We start from the raw sequence: 16,039 nt of genomic DNA on the forward strand, positions 1-16,039 counted from the left end.
AGCGCCGCATGATGCGCCGTTTGCGACAGCGCGCCGCCGCTTGACCCGCCGCTAGACCGGCGCGGCGTAGGCGCTCGCGGCGAGAAGCTGGCGGGTGTAGGGCTCTTGCGCGCCGCCGTCGGCCAGCGTCGCGCGGTCGAGCCGCTCGACCACCGCGCCGTCGCGCATCACCGCCACCGCGTCGCACATGTGGTCGATCACGGCGAGATCGTGGGAGACCATCAGGAAGGTCAGCCCGCGCTCCACGCGCAGCCGCGACAGCAGGTTCAGCGCCTCCGCCTGCACCGAGGCGTCGAGCGCCGAAGTGGGCTCGTCGAGCAGCAGGATCTCCGGCTCCAGCATCAGCGCGCGGGCTATGGCGACGCGCTGGCGCTGCCCGCCGGAGAGCTGGTGCGGGTAGCGGAAGCGGAAACTCGCATCGAGGCCGACGTCGCCGAGCGCCGCCAGCACCCGGGCGTCGCGGTCGCCGCGGCCGTGGATCGCCAGCGGCTCGGCCAGCGTCGCATCCACCGTCCGGCGCGGGTGCAGCGAGGAATAGGGGTCCTGGAACACCATCTGGACGCGCGCAGCGAAGGCGCGGCCCGTCGCAGCCGGCGCGCCGCCGATGCGGATGCTCCCGCCCGAGACCGGCGCCATCCCGCAGATCGCCCGCAGGATCGTCGACTTGCCCGAACCCGACTCGCCCACCAGCCCGAAGCTCTCCCGCGCCGCCACGCTGAACGAGACGTCGCGCACCGCCCGCACCTCGCGCCCGCGCTGGCGGAAGGTGACGGACAGGTTCTCGATCTCGATCAGCGCGCTCATCGCGCCCACGCCTCGTCGCGCTCCAGCACCGGCAGCGGGCCGCGGTCGCCGCCGATGCGCGGCAGGCACGCCATCAGCCCGCGGGTATAGGGGTGCCGCGCGTCCTCCAGCCTTCCGGCGGCCAGTTCCTCCACCACGCGCCCCTTGTACATCACCAGCACCCGGTCGCAGAACCGCGAGACGAGGCGCAGGTCGTGGCTGATGAAGATCAGCCCCATGCCGCGCTCTCGCACGAGGTTGTCGAGGATCGCGAGCACCTCCGCCTGCACGGTGACGTCGAGCGCGGAGGTCGGCTCGTCGGCGATCAGCAGGTCGGGGCCGGGGATCAGCATCATCGCGATCATCACGCGCTGGCCCATGCCGCCGGAGAGTTCGTGCGGGTAGGCGTGCATGACGCGGTCGGGCTCGCGGATCTGCACCGCCTCCAGCATTGCGGCGGCCTTCTCCCGCGCCGAGCGCGCGCCCATCCGGTCGCGCCGGCGCAGCCCCTCGGTGAGCTGGTCGCCCACGCGCATCACCGGGTTCAGCGAGAATTTCGGGTCCTGCATCACCATCGCGATGCGCCGCCCGCGCAGGGCGCGCACCTGCCGCTCGGAGGCGGCCATCATGTCGACCCCGTCGAAGGCGATGCGCCGGGCCGAGATGCGCCCGGGCGGGCGGATAAGCCGCAGCAGGGCGCGGCCGGTCATGGTCTTGCCGCTGCCGCTCTCGCCGACGATGGCCAGCCGCTCGCGGTCGAGGGAGAAGGAGACGCCGCGCACCGCCTCGACCGGGCCGGCCTCGGTGTCGAAGGTCACGCGCAGGTCCTCGACCTCCAGCAGGCTCATTTCGAGGCGCTCCGCGGGTCCAGCACGTCGCGCAGCCCGTCGCCTAGCAGGTTGAAGCCGAGCGAGACGATGAAGATCGCGAGCCCCGGCATCGTCGCCACCCACCACTGCTCGAACAGGAATTTTCGGCCCGAGGAGATCATCAGGCCCCATTCCGGCAGGGGCGGCTGCGCGCCGAGGCCGAGAAAGCCCAGGCCCGCCGCGGTGAGGATGATGCCGGCCATGTCGAGCGTCACCCGCACGATCACCGAGGGCACGCACATCGGCGCGACATGGCTGAGCAGGATGCGCCCCGAGCCCGCCCCCTGCAGCCGCACCGCCGCGATGTAGTCGGCGCCGCGCACCGTCAGCGTCTCCGCCCGCGCCACGCGCGCATAGGGCGGCCAGGCGGTCAGCGCGATGGCCAGCACGGCGTTGCCGATCCCCGGCCCCAGCGCCGCGACGAAGGCGAGCGCGAGGATGAGGCGGGGGAAGGCGAGGAAGATGTCGGTCAGCCGCATCAGCAGGGTGTCGACCCAGCCGCCGAAATACCCCGCGACCACGCCGACCAGCAGGCCGAAGACCGGCGCCGTCACCGTCACCAGCGCGACGATGTAGAGCGTCACGCGCGCCCCGTAGACCAGCCGGCTCCAGATGTCGCGCCCGAACTCGTCGGTGCCGAGCCAATGGCCGGGCGAGAGCGGCGGCAGCAGCCGCGTCTGGAGCGACTGCGCAAGCGGGTCGTGCGTCGCCAGCAAAGGCGCCGCCGCCGCCATGGCGACCAGCGCGACCACGATCGCCAGCCCGATCACCGCCAGCGGGTTCCGAGCCAGCTTCAGCCAGCCGAGATAGGCCTGCCCCAGCCGCGCCTGCCCGCGCGAGGCCGGCGCGGGGTCCAGCAGCCAGGCCCGCGAGAACGGCTTGGTCTGCGCGCCGCTCATCCGCGCGCTCTGGGGTCGAAGAAGCGGTAGAGCAGGTCCGACGTCATGTTGAGAAAGATGAACACCGCGCCGACCACGATCGTCCCGCCCATCACCGCCGCCATGTCGGCCGAGAACAGCGCATTGGTGATGTAGAGGCCGAGGCCCGGCCAGGCGAACACCGTCTCGGTCAGCACCGAGCCCTCCAGAAGCGTCGCATAGCTCAGCGCGATGACGGTGACGAGCGGCACCATGACGTTCCCGAGCGCATGGACCCAGACGACGCGCCACTCCGGCATCCCCTTCACGCGGGCGGTCGCGACATATTCCTGGCTGAGCTGCTCCAGCATGAAGCTCCGTGTCATTCTGCTGATGTAGGCCATTGAATAATAACCAAGAACGGATGCTGGAAGCACGATGTGGCTGAGCGCGTTGAGGAAGATGTCCCAGGCGCCTGCGAGCGCCGTGTCGATCAGGATCGCGCCGGTGACGGGCGTCACGTCGAGTTCGAACATGAACTCGTAGGTGGTGTCGAGCCTCCCCGGCCCGCCGACCCAGCCAAGCTGGCCGTAGAACACGAGGAGGCCCATCAGACCAAGCCAGAACACCGGCATCGAATAACCCATGAGCCCCACCAGCCGCACGATCTGGTCGGTGAGCCCGCCCGGCTTCGTCGCAGCGACCACGCCCGCCGGCACGCCGAGCGCCACGCCGATGATGGTTGCGATGGTGGCGAGCTCCAGCGTCGCTGGGAAGACCCGCGCGACGTCCTCAAGCACCGGATTGGCGGTCAGCAGCGATGTGCCGAAATCGCCCGAGAGAGCGTCGCGCACATAGATGGCGAACTGCGTGAGGATGCCTTCGTTCAGCCCCAGCGCCTCCTTGGCGGCCTCGTACTGCGCCTCGGTCGCGCGCTCGCCGACGATGGCGAGGACGGGGTCGATGGGGATCACGCGCCCGATGACGAAGGTGACGGCCAGCAGCCCCAGAAAGGTCGCCGCGAGTTGGCCCGTCACCGCCGCCGCCCGAAACAGGAGATCCCGCGCCGCTCCCGCGCCTCCCGCCATCCTGCCCGCCGCCATGGCCGCTCCAGCCGCTAAGCGCCGGCATCGCGGCGCGTTCCCCGAAAGGGGTAGTGACGCTTCCGCGACGCGTCCAGCCGAAACCGGCCTGGCGCGACGGCGCGAGGGGACGGACGACGGCGCGCGCCGCGCGCGCCCTGGCGGCGGCTGCGGACGGGGCGTCGCGTGTCGACGCCCCGCGGCGCTCCGCGCCATTCGGCTCGGCGACCGGAGGGCGCCGGGGTCGCATCCGCCCCGGCGCGCCGGCGCGCGACGCCGCCCCGGGCGCGGGGATGGGAGGGGCGGCGCCGGAGCCGTCGCAACCGGCGCCGTCGCCGCAGGGGCGCTGGGCGGCGCCCCATGAGCCGCGCGGGCCGGGCCGCCCTGAACACGCCCGGCGTCGGACTGGCCGAGCGGGACGGGGCCGAGCGGGACGGGGCCGAGCGGAACGGGCCGAGCGGGACGGGGCCGAGCGGGGACAGGGCAGCGAGGAACGGGCCGCGCGCTAGACGGGCCGCGCGCGCCAGGCCCCCATGCGCCCTCGCGCCCAGGTCGCCTGCCGCTTGGCGTAGCGCCTCGTGTCGAGCACGGCGGTCTCGCGCGCCGCCTCCAGCGAGATCTCGCCGCGCAGATGCGCCGCCAGCGCGCGGGCGCCGTGGGCCATCCACGCCTGCGCGGTCGGCGGCGGGTCGAGCGCCATCGCGGCGGCCGTCTCCTCCAGCGCGCCCTCCGCCAGCATGGCGTCGAAGCGATCCGCGATGCGCGTCCGCAGCCGCTCGCGGTCGGGGACGAGCAGCCGCGTCGCGCAGGTCTCAGCCGGCAGCAGCGGCGGCGCCGTGCGCGCCCAGTGCGCCGCGAGACCCTCGCCGGTCTCCTCCAGCGTCTCCCACGCCCGCAGCAGCCGCATGGGGTTGGCGAGGTCGATGGCCGCGGCGGTGGCGGGGTCGCGCGCCGCGAGCGCGGCGGCGAAGCGTTCGCGGCCCAGCGCCTCCAGCCGCGCCGTCGCCGCCGCCCGCGTCTCCGGCCGCACGGGCGGCAGCTCGGCGAGGCCCTCGGTCAGCGCCGTGAACAGCAGCCCCGAGCCGCCGGCGAAGATCGGCCGCCAGCCCTCGCGGCGGCAGGTCTCAAGCGCCGCCGCCGCCTCGCGCAGCCATGCGCCGGTCGAGTAGGGCGCGCTGACCGGGACATGGCCGTAGAGCAGATGCGGCGCGCGCGCCGCGTCCTCCCGGCTCGGGCGCGCCGTCAGCACGCGCCATTCGGCGTAGACCTGCATCGTGTCGGCGTTGATCACCGCGCCGCCGAGCCGTTCGGCGAGCCGCAGCGCCAGCGCCGACTTGCCCGAGGCCGTGGGCCCCGCGATCAGGATCGGCTTTCGCGCGCATTCCGCCGCCCGTTCCGCTTCCCGTTCCGCCCCCCCGCCCGCCCCCCCGCCCGCCGCACGATCGGACGTCGGCGCGGCGCTCATGCGTCGCGGGGGAGGCGCCTGCCGATGCGCGCCTCGACCGCGCGCACGACGGCGGCGCAGTCCTGCGGGCCGAAGCCCGCCGCCTCGGCCTGCTCCAGCGTCGAGACGGTCGCGGCGAGCGCCGGGAACTTCTCCGCGGCGCCGTCGGTCATCCCCTGCGCGAGCTGCGCGTCCTTCAGCAGGAAGCGCAGCGAGTAGAGCGGCGAGAAGTCGCCGCTGCGCAGCCGGGGGGCGCGGGTCGCGAGGAAGCGCGGCGCGCCGGGGCCGCCGCCGCCGAGTATCTCCAGCAGCGCGCCGGGGTCGGCGCCGGTGTCAAGGCACAGGCCGAGCGCCTCCGCCGTCGCCACCGCGCTCTGCGCCTCCAGCGTCTGGAGGATCAGCTTCAGCCGGCAGCCGGCGCCGGCGGGGCCGACATGGCGGATCATCTCCCCGCAGGCCGCCAGCGCCGGCCGCGCCCGCGTCAGCGCCGCCGCGTCGCCGCCGACGAGAAAGCCGAGCGTTCCCGTCTCCGCCTCGGCCGTCGAGCCGAGCATCGAGGCGTCGAGATGCGAGACACCGCGCTCGGCCAGCGCCCCGTGCACGCCGCGCGTCGTCTCGGGGTCGACCGTCGAGCAGTCGACCGTGACGGCGCCGGCGCGGATCGATGCGGCGACGCCGCGCGGGCCGAGATACACGCTGCGCGCCACGGCGCTGTCGGGCAGGCAGGTGAAGAGCAGGTCGCAGGCGGCGGCCACGTCGGCGACGGCGCCGCCCGCCTCGGCCCCGGTCTCCGCGCAGACCCGCGCCGTCGCGGCGGCGTCGGCGTCGTAGACGCGCATCGCGCCGGGATAGGCGGCGGCGAGCCTCGCCGTCATGGGCGCGCCCATCGCGCCGAGGCCGACATAGCCGATGATCATTCTGCGCACTCCATGCTCCGGCGCCCGGACCGCGGCCTGGCCCCGCGTCGCCGCGGCGCAGCGAGCCACAGGTTGCCGGCGGGACGCAAGGGACGGCGCGCGCTTCTCAGGTCGCGCCCTCGGTCTCGATCCTGAGCGGCTCGCCGCAGTGCTTGCAGTGCACGGCGTCCTCGTCATGGCGGATCAGCCCGCAGCCGCGGCAGCGGTGGCGCACCTTCGCGGGCCGGAACACGGCGGTCGCCAGCCGCACGAACAGCGCGACGCCGGCCACCATCACGAACACCGACAGCAGCTTGCCGACGGGGTCTTGCGGCGTGATGTCGCCGTAGCCGGTCGTGGTGAGCGTCGACACGGTGAAATAGAGCGCGTCTATGTAGCCGGCTACGCCGGTCTCGCGCCCGAAGAACAGCACGAAGACCAGCGACGCGGTCACGAACACGAACACCACGAGGTTGATAAGCGCGATCACCGCGTCCTCGTGGCGGCGGAACCAGTCGCTGTCGCGGCGCAGGTCGCGCAGCAGCTGGTAGGAGTGGATCAGGCGCAGCCCGCGCAGCACGCGCAGGAAGGCGAGGTCCGCCGCCATGAACGGCAGGACCAGCAGCGACGCCGCCACGACGAGGTCGGCCAGCGTGTAGACGCGCCACAGCACCGCGGCGCGGTTCTCCGCCACCCAGAGCCTTGCGGCGAAGTCGAGCAGGATGAGCACGCCCAGCGCCGCGTTCAGCGCCGCCATGGCCGGCGTCGGCGCGAAGGGCATCGTCGCGATGAAGTAGAGGATCGTCGCGAAGTCGAACGCGATCAGCGCGTAGCGGAAGCGCACCGCGGCGCGGCTGCGCCCCGTGTAGAGCAGCCGCACGCGCGTGTGCAGGGTCTCCAGCATGCGCGCCGCTCCCGCCCGCTCAGCGCCGCGGCGCGCGCCGCCTCACAGCTGCACGCCCCGCGTCAGCGCCCCGTCGATCACGAGGTTCGTGCCCGTGGTGAAGCTGGAGGCGGGGCTGGCGAGGAACACCACGCCGCGCGCGACTTCCTCGGGCCTGCCCATGCGCCCGGTCGGGTTCAACGCCAGCGCGGTCTTGAACAGGTCGGGGTTGCCGGTCTCGATGCTCGCCCAGATGCCGCCCTCGAAATAGGTGTTGCCGGGCGAGACGGCGTTGGCGCGGATCGGCTGCGCCGCGAGCTTCACCGCCAGCCCGTGCATGTAGTGCACCAGCGCCGCCTTGTAGGCGCCGTAGGCCGGGCCGGTGAAGTCGGTCTCGCGGCCCGAGACGCTGGAGATCGCCGTGATCGAGGCGGCGGAGGACTTCTCCAGCCACGGCATCGCGGCGTTCACGAGGCGCACGGTGTGCATCAGGTCGGTGTGGAAGCCCGCCTCCCAGGCCGCCTCGTCGTCGGCGACGGCCAGCGCGGAGACGTTGGCCACCACCATGTCGACGCCGCCGAGCGCCGCCGCCGACGCCGCGACCCAGGCCTCCAGCGCGGCCTTGTCGGCGACGTCCACCGCCTGCCCGAACGCCGTCACGCCCCTGGCGGAGAGCGCCGAGACGGCCGCCTCGACCTCGCCCCCGTTGCGCGCGCAGATCGAGACGTGGGCGCCCTCGGCGGCGAAGATCTCCGCCACATGCCGCCCGATGCCCTTGCTGCCGCCCGTCACCAGCGCGCGCAGCCCCTTGAGCCCCAGATCCATCGCCGTCTCCCTCCATGCGTGACGCCGCGCAGCTTTCCCGCAACCGCGCCGCGCCGCAACCGTCACGACGGGGCGGGGCGGCTCGGGGAGGGCGGGGTGGAGGCGCGGGGCTGGGGGCGGCGGGTGCGCAAGCGGCTCGGAACGGGTTCGGGCGGCCGGGTCAGAAGGAGATGGGGCGGCCGAGATGGTCCTCGAAGACGCCGGTGCGCTCCAGCGTCAGCGCGTCGAAGCGCGCCAGCAGCCCCGCCGCGCTCTCCTCCGGCGAAACCTCGGCCTCGGCGCCGCCCATGTCGGTGCGCACCCAGCCGGGATGATAGGCGCCGACCGCGACGCCCAGCCCCTTCAGTTCGATCGCGAGATTGACCGCGAGGTTCGTCGCCGCCGCCTTGGAGGCGCGGTAGATGTAGGCGTCGCCCCGGGCGCGCGCGGCGCTGCCCATCGCCGAGGAGATCACCGCGACCTTGCCCGCGCCCGACCGGCGCAGATGCGGCAGGAACGCCCGCACGGTGAAGAACGGCCCGGCGACGTTGGTCATCAGCACCGTCGAGAACGCCTTGGCGTCATAATCGGGCGCCGCGAGGCCGCCGCGCCCGATCAGCGCCCCGGCGTTGCACACCAGCAGGTCGATCGCCTGGTCGGCGAGGATTTCGGCGAGGGTTTCGGCGTGCGCGGGGTCCGTCACGTCGAGGGTGTAGCTCTCGACCGTCCCGCGGGCCTCCGCCAGCCGCGCCACGCCGTCGCAGTCGGCGGGGTTCCGGCAGGTCGCGAGCACCCGGTCGCCCCGCGCCGCGAAGGCGCTGGCCATCGCCCGGCCGACCCCGCGGTTCGCACCCGTCACAAGCACCGTCAGCACGCGCGCCTCCCTTCGGCCCCGGCGCCGCGGACCCCCGTCCCGGCGCCGGTATTCAGTTGCAAGCCGCACCGAAAGTCCTGACATCGTAGAGGCTTGTCGGGCCAGCGGCCTATCGGTCAGTCAGCTTGTCCGAGCTTGAACCAGTGCGCCCATCTCGCGGCCGCGCGCGGCCTCATGTCAAGCCGCCGCCGTCGGGCGCCGTCAATCGTAGCGGATCACTGTCGCCAGCCCGCCACGCGCCAGCGCCGCGGGCAGCGCCGCGGGCGCGTCCTCGAACGCGATCTCCTCGTCGATGAGCACGTCGAGCCTGTCGTCGAGCAGCAGGCGCAGCGCCGTCTCCAGCCGGCGGCGATGGCTCCAGCGCGGCCGGCGCGCGGGCGGCAGGCTCCCGACCTGGCTCGACACGATGCGCAGGCGCTGCGAGTGGAACGCGCCGCCGAGCGGCAGCGGCGTCTCGCCCGCGCCATGCCAGCTCATCTCCACGAGCGTCCCCTCCGGCCCGAGGCTCTCCAGCGCGCGCGCGAGCCCCGCCGCCGACGCCGAGGCGTTGAAGGCGACGTCGCAGGCCGCGGGCGGTTCGTCGAATTTCACGCCAAGTTGCGCTGCAATGTCGCCGCGTTGCGCTAATACGTCCCACACGGTCGCCTCGACGCCGGGGATTCGGGCGCAGAGGGCGGCGACGAGCAGCCCGACGGCCCCGGCGCCCATGACGGCGACGCGGTCGCCGGGCCCCACGCGCGCGTCCCACGCCGCATTGAGCGCCGTCTCCATGTTGGCGGCGAGCACGGCGCGGCGCGCGGGAAGCCCCTCGGGCAGCGCGACGAGAGACGCCGCAGGCGCGGCGAACAGGGTTTGGTGCGGGTGCAGAGAGAAGACGTCACGACCGATCAGCTCAGGCGGCCCGTCCTCGACGCGGCCGACGGCGCAGTAGCCATACTTCACCGGGAACGGGAAGTCGCCGGCCTGGTTCGGCGCCCGCATCCGCCCCTGCTCACTCTGAGGAACGCGGCCCTCGCCGACGAGCCGCTCCGTGCCGCGGCTGACGCCGGACCAGAGCGTGCGCACGACCGCGTCTCCCGGTCCGGGACGGACCGCCTCCTCGCGCAGCGCCGCGCGCCCCGCGGCCTCCCACCACAGCGCCTGAGCCTTCATCGGATGCGCTCCCTTCAACCCGCGCCCAGAAAGACCCCGCGACCATGACCGACGCAACCACCGTCATCGCCGATCTTCCCGCGCGCGACCGGCGCGACGGGATGACCCCCGCCGGCCTCCAGCCCCGCGCACTGCTCGCGCGCCGGCGGGCGCTCGTCTTCGCGCTCAACGCGCTGACCGTGGCGGGGCTGGCCTGGGGCGTGGCCTCGGTGTTCTCGGTCGGCGGCTTCTCGGCGCCCGAGATCGTCATCCTCGCCTGCTTCCTGATCGGCGCGCCGTGGACGGTGATGGGCCTGTGGAACGCGCTGATCGGGCTGTGGGTGCTGCATGGCCGGCGGTTCGGCGGCTCGCTCCGCGACGCCTGCCCGGTGATCGACGACGGCGACGGCGACGAGGCGCTGACGCTGCGGGTCGCGGTGACGATGTTCCTGCGCAACGAGGCGCCCGCGCGGGCGCTGGAGCGGCTCGCCGCCGTGCGCGAGGGCCTCGACGCGACGGGGCAGGGCGAGCGCTTCGACCTGTTCGTGCTCTCCGACACCGACGCGCCCGAGGTCGCGGCGGAGGAGGAGCGCGTGTTCGCCGCCATGCGGCCCCGGCTCGGCTATCGCGCCGTCTATCGCCGGCGGGAGAAGAACGAGGGCTGGAAATCGGGCAACATCCGCGATTTCCTGCGGCGCTGGGGCCGCGACTACGACGTCTTCCTGCCGCTCGACAGCGACAGCCTGATGGGCGGCGAGACGATCCTGCGCATGGCCCGCATCATGCAGAGGCGCCCGCGGCTCGGCATCCTGCAAAGCCTTGTGGTAGGAACGCCTTCGCAGAGTTTCTTCGCGCGGCTCTTTCAGTTCGGAATGCGCGCGGGGATGCGCAGCTTCACCGCGGGCTCGGTGTGGTGGCACGGCGAGGCCTGCGCCTACTGGGGCCACAACGCGCTGATCCGCGTCGCGCCATTCCGCGCGCGCTGCCGCCTGCCGGTGCTGCCGGGCGAGCCGCCGCTCGGCGGGCACATCCTCAGCCACGACCAGGTCGAGGCGGCGCTGATGCGCAGGGCGGGCTTCGAGTGCCGCGTGCTGCCGGTGGAGACCGAGAGCTTCGAGGACAATCCGCCGACGCTGCTGGACTTCATCAAGCGCGACCACCGCTGGTGCAACGGCAACATGCAGTATTTCCCGCTGACGCGCCTGCGCGGGCTGGTTCCGCTCAGCCGCTTCCAGATCGTCTCGGCCATCGCGATGTATTTCGGCGGTCCGGCGTGGATGCTGATGACGCTGGCGGCGGCGGCGATGATGGTCTGGCCGAGCGAGGGGCAGACGCTCGACCTCGCCTTCGGCGTGACGATGTTCTTCATCATGTTCTCGGTCTCGCTGGCGCCGAAGATCGCCGGCTGGATCGACGTGGCGCTGACGCCGGGCGGGGTGCGGCGCTATGGCGGCGCGGCGCGGTTCGCGGCGGGCGCGCTGGCCGAGACGGCGTTCTCGATGCTGATGGCGCCGGTCGCCGCCTTTGCGGTGACGGTGTTCATGATCGCGCTGGCGATGGGCCGCCGCATCTCGTGGTCCGGCCAGCAGCGCGACCTCGCCTCGGTGAACTGGGCGCAGGCCGCGCGCGCCATGTGGCCGCAGACGCTGCTCGGCGCGGCGCTGACCTGGGCGATCGCGACGCTGGCGCCGGGGGCGCTGATCTGGGCTTCGCCGGTGCTGGCGGGGCTGACGCTCTCGATCCCCTTCTGCGTGCTGACGGCGAGCCCGGCGCTGGGGCGGATGGCGGCGCGCGTCGGGCTCTGCGCCACGCCGGAGGAGCTGGCGCCGACGCCGGCGCTGGAGCGCATCGGCGGCGGCGGCGGCCCCCGCCCGGCCCCGCTGCGCGCGGCGTGAAGGTGACGCCGAGCGCTTCTCCGGGCTAGTCTCCGCGCAGAGCAAGGGGGGATTCGGCATGGAGAGCGCGCAGGTCGTCGTCGCCGTCGCCGAACTGTGGCTCTGGGCCGGCGCGCTCGCCGCGCTGGCCGTGCTGCCGGCGCTCGGCCGCTTCGAGCCGGCGGCGCGCGGCGCCTGGGCGTTCCGCCCGCTGATGATCCCCGGCTTCCTGCTGCTGTGGCCGCTGATCCTGTGGCGCCTCGCCCGGCGCGGCGCGGAAGACCCGCGCGCCCGCCATGCGCCGCCCCTGCGCCTGCAGGCGGGCGCGGCGCTCGCCATGGCCGCCGCGCTGGCGCTGACCACGGCGCTGGCGCTCGCCGTCAGGCAGTCGCCGCCCGGAAACGCCCCCGATGCCGCGCCCGTGCGGCTGGCGGCGCCGCAATGAGCGTCGCCTTCGTCCCGGTGCAATGGACCCGAGCGAAGTGGGTCTATGACGGCGTTCTTCTAACTGCGGTGGCGCTTTACGTCGGCGTCTTCATGGGCGCCTGGAGCATGTGGGGCCCGGCCGTGGACGGTTGGATCCTGCGCGCCCGCGCCTTTGGCAGCTGCGCCTTCCTGCTGCTGACCCTGATCCTGTGCGTCGGCCCGCTGGCGCGGCTCGACCGGCGCTTCCTGCCGCTGCTCTACAACCGTCGCCACGCCGGGGTGATCTGCTGCGTGCTGGCGCTGATCCACGCCGACGCGGCGCTGTCGTGGTATTTCGCCTTCTCGGCGACGGACCCTTACGCCGCCGCGCTTGGGGTCAACACCAATTACGGGTCCGCGCTGGGCTTTCCGGTTGAGCCGCTGGGGGCGTTCGCGCTCCTCTGCCTCGGGCTGCTGGCGGCGACGAGCCACGACGTCTGGCTCGGCCTGCTCGGCCCGCCGCTCTGGAAGCGGCTGCACCTGCTGATCTATCCCGCCTACGCCGCCGTCGCCGCGCATGTCATGCTCGGGGCCGCGCAGGGCGAGACGAGCGCCGCGCTGGGCTGGATGGCCGCTGCGGGCGCGCTGGCCGTCGCCGGGCTGCATCTTGCGGCGCTGCGGCGCGCGCCCGATGCGGCCTCGGGCGCGTGGATCGAGGTGCTGGAGCCCGAAGCCATCGCCGAGGGCCGGGCCCGCGTCGTGGCGTTGCCGGGCGGCGGCAAGGCCTCGGTCTGGCGGCATGAGGGGCGGCTCTGGGGCCTTTCCAACGCCTGCGCGCACCAGAACGGTCCGCTGGGCGAGGGGCGCATCGTCTTCGGCTGCGTGACCTGCCCCTGGCACGGCTTCCAGTATCGGGTGCAGGACGGCCGCTCGCCGGCGCCCTTCACCGAGCGCGTGCCGACGCACCGGCTGAAGCGCGACGGCGCCCGCGTGCTCATCGAGGTCGAACCGCTGGCGCCGGGCTCGCCGACCGAGGGGCTGAAGGCGTGAGCGAGAGACCTTTCTTCGTCGGCTATCTGCCGGCGCCGAGCGGCCTGCGCGGGTTTCTCGCGCTGGTCGGGCTCTGCGTCGCGGCGCTGTTCGCGGGGTTCGCGCTGGCGATGGCGCTGACCGCGCGCGACACGGGCGACGGCGCGCTGCTGGGGTGGGAGGACGCGGTGAAGGGCGTCATCGTGGCCGACGCCTATCCCTTGCTCCACGTCACGGAGGCGTCGGCGCGGCTGCCGGCCGGCGCCACTGTCGTCATGTCCGCGCTGAACAAGGCGGGCGTGGGCGACCGCGCCCTGCCGCTGGCGGGCCGCGCCGTCACCGCGAGCGGGCTCTACACGCTGCGCGGCGACGTCGTGATGCTGCAGCTTCGCTTCGGCGAGCAGGGCCTCGCTCCCCGCGAGGGCCCCGCGCCGCAGCCGGCGCGCGAGGCGCTGGGCCGCTGGCGGCTCACGGGCGAGATCTGCGACGGCAAGTGCTACGCTGGCGCGATGCGGCCGGGGCGTGGCCTGTCGCACAAGGCCTGCGCCAACCTTTGCGTGCTGAGCGGCGTCCCGCCGATCTTCGTGCTGGAGCAGCCCTTCGAGGGCCGCGAATACCTGCTCGTCACCACGCCCGAAAGTCGGCCGGTCGGCCCCGAGACCATGGACCTTTCGGCGACGCTCATCTCGGCGGAGGGCGAGGTCGAGCGGGTGGGCGACCTGCTGATCTTCCGGCTCGACCCCGCCACCGCGAGGGCGCCGTGAGGGCCGTCGCCGGCGCGGCGGCGGCGGTCGTCCTGACGCTCGTCATCCTGCACGCCTCGCCGTTCTGGCCCTGGCGCGCGCTCTGCGGACCGCTGGCGGGGACGGGTCTCTGCGACGGCGCCGGCCTGTTCGGCGCGACCTGGCTGCCGATGCGCGGCGACTGGCTCGCCGCGTCGCTGCGGGGGACGTGGCTGGCGGACGCCGCGCTGCTCGTCTGGGCGCTGGGCGCGATCCTGCTGCTGAGCCTCGCGCAGCGCCTGTGGGACGCCGCCTTGCGCTGAGGGCGGCTTGCGCCGCGCCGCGGCATGGGCATGATCGGAGCGAACTCGCGCACGGGAGCGCCCCCATGAGCCTCGCCACCCCCTATCTCCTGTTCCTCGGCGACGCGCCGGACATGCTGGCCGCCAAGGTGGCCCTCGGCGTCAAGCAGTGGCGCCCGGAGAACTGCGTCGGCCAGATGAAGCTCGACGGCTGCAAGGCCGATTGCGGGCTGAAGGACATGACGATCTCCGAGGGCGTCGCCGCCGGCGCGAAGACGCTGCTGATCGGCGTCGCCAACCGCGGCGGCGTGATCGGCCCGCACTGGGTCGCGGCGCTGAAGGAGGCGCTGGAGGCCGGTCTCGACCTCGCCGCCGGCCTGCACAACCGCCTCGCCGATGTGCCGGAGCTGGCCGAGACGGCGCGCCGCCTCGGGCGCACGCTCCATGACGTGCGCGTGCCGGCGCCCGGCCTGCCCATCGGCAACGGCGCCAAGCGCAGCGGCAAGCGCCTGCTGCCGGTCGGCACCGACTGCTCCTGCGGCAAGATGTACACCGCGCTGGCGCTGGAGGAGGAGATGCGCGCCCGCGGCCGCAAGGCGACGTTCCGCGCCACCGGCCAGACCGGCATCCTCATCACCGGCGAGGGCGTGCCGCTCGACGCCGTGGTGGCCGACTTCATCTCCGGCGCGATCGAGACGATCTGCCCCGACAATGACGACGACCACTGGGACATGGTGGAGGGGCAGGGCTCGCTGATGCACCCGTCCTTCGCCGGCGTCACCATGGGCCTGATCCACGGCGCGCAACCGGATGCGCTGGTGATCTGCCACGAGCCGACGCGCACCCACATGCGCGGCCTGCCGCACTACCCGATCCCCTCGATGCAGGACGTGATGGAGGCGAGCCTCGCCGCCGCGAAGCTGACCAACCCCGCGGCGAAGTTCGTCGGCGCCTCGATCAACACCCATGCGCTCAGCCCCGAGCAGGCGCAGGCCGAGCTCGCCCGCGTCGAGGACATGCTGGGCCTGCCGGCGGTCGACCCGGTGCGCACCGGCGTCAGCGCGATCGTCGACGTGCTGGAATGAGCCTCTCGCTCGACGTCGTCACCGAGCGCTACGAGATCGCGGGGGGCTTCCGCATCGCCCGCGGCGCGCGCACCCACGCCGAGGTGGTCGTCGCCACGCTCAGCGAGGGACGGCTGAAGGGGCGGGGCGAGTGCCTGCCCTATGCGCGTTACGACGAGAGCCTGGACAGCGTGACGGAGCAGATCCTCGACATGGCGGGCGCGCTGGCCGGCGGGCTCGACCGCGAGGGGCTCCGGCGCGCGATGCCGGCCGGCGCGGCGCGCAACGCGCTCGACTGCGCGCTGTGGGATCTGGAGGCCAAGCGCGCCGGCGCCCGCGTGTGGGAGCTCGCGGGCCTGCCGGCGCCGCGCTCGACGCCCACCGCCTTCACCCTCGGCATCGACACGCCGGACTTGATGCGCGCCAAGGCGGCCGCCAACGCCCACCGCCCGCTCCTGAAGGTCAAGCTCGGCGGCCCGGCCGACGACGGCGGCGCCGGAGACCTTGCGCGGCTCAGGGCCGTGCGCGAGGGCGCGCCGCAGGCGACCATCATCGTCGACGCCAACGAGGGCTGGCGGCTCGCGGACTACCAGCGCCTCGCGCCCGAGATGACCGCCTTGGGCGTCGCCATGGTCGAGCAGCCGCTGCCCGCGGGCGACGACGACGCGCTGGAGGGGGTCGACCGCCCGCTGCCGGTCTGCGCCGACGAGGCCTGCCACGACCGCGAGACGCTGCCCGCGCTCACGGGCCGCTACGACATGATCAACATCAAGCTCGACAAGACCGGCGGGCTGACCGAAGCGCTGGCGCTGCGCGACGAGGCCCGCGCCATGGGCTTTCAGGTGATGGTCGGCTGCATGCTCGCGACTTCGCTGGCCATGGCGCCGGCGCTGATCGTCGCGCAGGGCGCCGAGATCGTCGACCTCGACGGCCCGCTGCTGCTCTCGAAGGACCGCGAGCACGGCCTGGTCTATGACGAACACGGCGCGCACGCGCCCTCCGCCAAACTCTGGGGATGAC

17 protein-coding genes are annotated in these 16,039 nt (G+C 73.8%); 7 read left to right on the forward strand and 10 right to left on the reverse strand.

Annotation, left to right across the window (positions count from 1 at the left end):
* Window positions 1–51 precede the first annotated feature (51 nt).
* The 10 genes from BLW43_RS09175 to BLW43_RS09220 form a co-directional block, all read right to left on the reverse strand.
* Complete coding sequence (locus BLW43_RS09175) at window positions 52–804, reverse strand: ABC transporter ATP-binding protein (protein ID WP_093252665.1); 753 nt, start codon at window positions 802–804, stop codon at window positions 52–54.
* Window positions 801–1,631, reverse strand: coding sequence for an ABC transporter ATP-binding protein (locus BLW43_RS09180; RefSeq protein WP_093252128.1), 831 nt, complete (start codon window positions 1,629–1,631; stop codon window positions 801–803). The genes BLW43_RS09175 and BLW43_RS09180 overlap by 4 nt, the downstream gene beginning before the upstream one ends.
* Window positions 1,628–2,551 (reverse strand): ABC transporter permease, encoded by a 924-nt coding sequence (locus BLW43_RS09185; protein ID WP_093252131.1) that lies wholly within the window; start codon window positions 2,549–2,551, stop codon window positions 1,628–1,630. Before BLW43_RS09185 ends, BLW43_RS09180 begins: the two co-directional genes overlap by 4 nt.
* The gene (locus tag BLW43_RS09190) at window positions 2,548–3,612 is read right to left on the reverse strand and encodes an ABC transporter permease (protein WP_093252132.1); all 1,065 of its coding nucleotides are present in this window, start codon (window positions 3,610–3,612) and stop codon (window positions 2,548–2,550) included. Before BLW43_RS09190 ends, BLW43_RS09185 begins: the two co-directional genes overlap by 4 nt.
* Window positions 3,613–4,096: 484 nt before the next feature.
* The gene (gene miaA / locus BLW43_RS09195; RefSeq protein ID WP_093252135.1) at window positions 4,097–5,056 is read right to left on the reverse strand and encodes a tRNA (adenosine(37)-N6)-dimethylallyltransferase MiaA; all 960 of its coding nucleotides are present in this window, start codon (window positions 5,054–5,056) and stop codon (window positions 4,097–4,099) included.
* Complete coding sequence (locus tag BLW43_RS09200) at window positions 5,053–5,952, reverse strand: NAD(P)-dependent oxidoreductase (RefSeq protein WP_245730997.1); 900 nt, start codon at window positions 5,950–5,952, stop codon at window positions 5,053–5,055. Before BLW43_RS09200 ends, miaA begins: the two co-directional genes overlap by 4 nt.
* Window positions 5,953–6,058: 106 nt before the next feature.
* Window positions 6,059–6,835: a potassium channel family protein gene (locus BLW43_RS09205; protein WP_093252141.1), complete on the reverse strand. Its 777-nt coding sequence runs from the start codon at window positions 6,833–6,835 to the stop codon at window positions 6,059–6,061.
* A 42-nt stretch (window positions 6,836–6,877) separates the two neighbouring features.
* Window positions 6,878–7,639: an SDR family NAD(P)-dependent oxidoreductase gene (locus BLW43_RS09210; RefSeq protein WP_093252144.1), complete on the reverse strand. Its 762-nt coding sequence runs from the start codon at window positions 7,637–7,639 to the stop codon at window positions 6,878–6,880.
* Window positions 7,640–7,799: 160 nt separating this feature from the next.
* The gene (locus BLW43_RS09215; protein WP_342741600.1) at window positions 7,800–8,492 is read right to left on the reverse strand and encodes an SDR family oxidoreductase; all 693 of its coding nucleotides are present in this window, start codon (window positions 8,490–8,492) and stop codon (window positions 7,800–7,802) included.
* Window positions 8,493–8,693: 201 nt separating this feature from the next.
* Window positions 8,694–9,644: a zinc-dependent alcohol dehydrogenase gene (locus BLW43_RS09220; RefSeq protein WP_093252147.1), complete on the reverse strand. Its 951-nt coding sequence runs from the start codon at window positions 9,642–9,644 to the stop codon at window positions 8,694–8,696.
* A gap of 44 nt (window positions 9,645–9,688) precedes the next feature.
* On the opposite strand from BLW43_RS09220, the gene mdoH reads away from it, so the two are divergent.
* The 7 genes from mdoH (at window position 9,689) to dgcA (ending at window position 16,038) form a co-directional block, all read left to right on the forward strand.
* Window positions 9,689–11,518, forward strand: coding sequence for a glucans biosynthesis glucosyltransferase MdoH (gene mdoH / locus BLW43_RS09225; RefSeq protein WP_093252149.1), 1,830 nt, complete (start codon window positions 9,689–9,691; stop codon window positions 11,516–11,518).
* A gap of 58 nt (window positions 11,519–11,576) precedes the next feature.
* Window positions 11,577–11,942, forward strand: a complete 366-nt coding sequence (locus tag BLW43_RS23470; RefSeq protein WP_175478825.1) for a hypothetical protein — start codon at window positions 11,577–11,579, stop codon at window positions 11,940–11,942.
* Window positions 11,939–12,952: a ferric reductase-like transmembrane domain-containing protein gene (locus tag BLW43_RS09235; protein ID WP_093252152.1), complete on the forward strand. Its 1,014-nt coding sequence runs from the start codon at window positions 11,939–11,941 to the stop codon at window positions 12,950–12,952. The genes BLW43_RS23470 and BLW43_RS09235 overlap by 4 nt, the downstream gene beginning before the upstream one ends.
* Window positions 12,949–13,695 carry a hypothetical protein gene (locus tag BLW43_RS09240; protein ID WP_093252154.1) on the forward strand — a complete coding sequence of 249 codons (747 nt, stop codon included), beginning with the start codon at window positions 12,949–12,951 and terminating at the stop codon, window positions 13,693–13,695. The genes BLW43_RS09235 and BLW43_RS09240 overlap by 4 nt, the downstream gene beginning before the upstream one ends.
* A complete protein-coding gene (locus BLW43_RS09245; protein ID WP_093252157.1) occupies window positions 13,692–13,976 on the forward strand; it encodes a hypothetical protein in 285 nt (94 codons plus the stop codon). The genes BLW43_RS09240 and BLW43_RS09245 overlap by 4 nt, the downstream gene beginning before the upstream one ends.
* 65 nt (window positions 13,977–14,041) lie before the next feature.
* Window positions 14,042–15,040, forward strand: a complete 999-nt coding sequence (dgcN, locus tag BLW43_RS09250; RefSeq protein WP_093252160.1) for an N-acetyltransferase DgcN — start codon at window positions 14,042–14,044, stop codon at window positions 15,038–15,040.
* A complete protein-coding gene (dgcA, locus tag BLW43_RS09255; protein ID WP_093252163.1) occupies window positions 15,037–16,038 on the forward strand; it encodes an N-acetyl-D-Glu racemase DgcA in 1,002 nt (333 codons plus the stop codon). The genes dgcN and dgcA overlap by 4 nt, the downstream gene beginning before the upstream one ends.
* The last annotated feature ends 1 nt before the right edge of the window (window position 16,039 follow it).

The organism is Rubrimonas cliftonensis, assembly GCF_900107585.1.
GTDB lineage: Bacteria > Pseudomonadota > Alphaproteobacteria > Rhodobacterales > Rhodobacteraceae > Rubrimonas > Rubrimonas cliftonensis.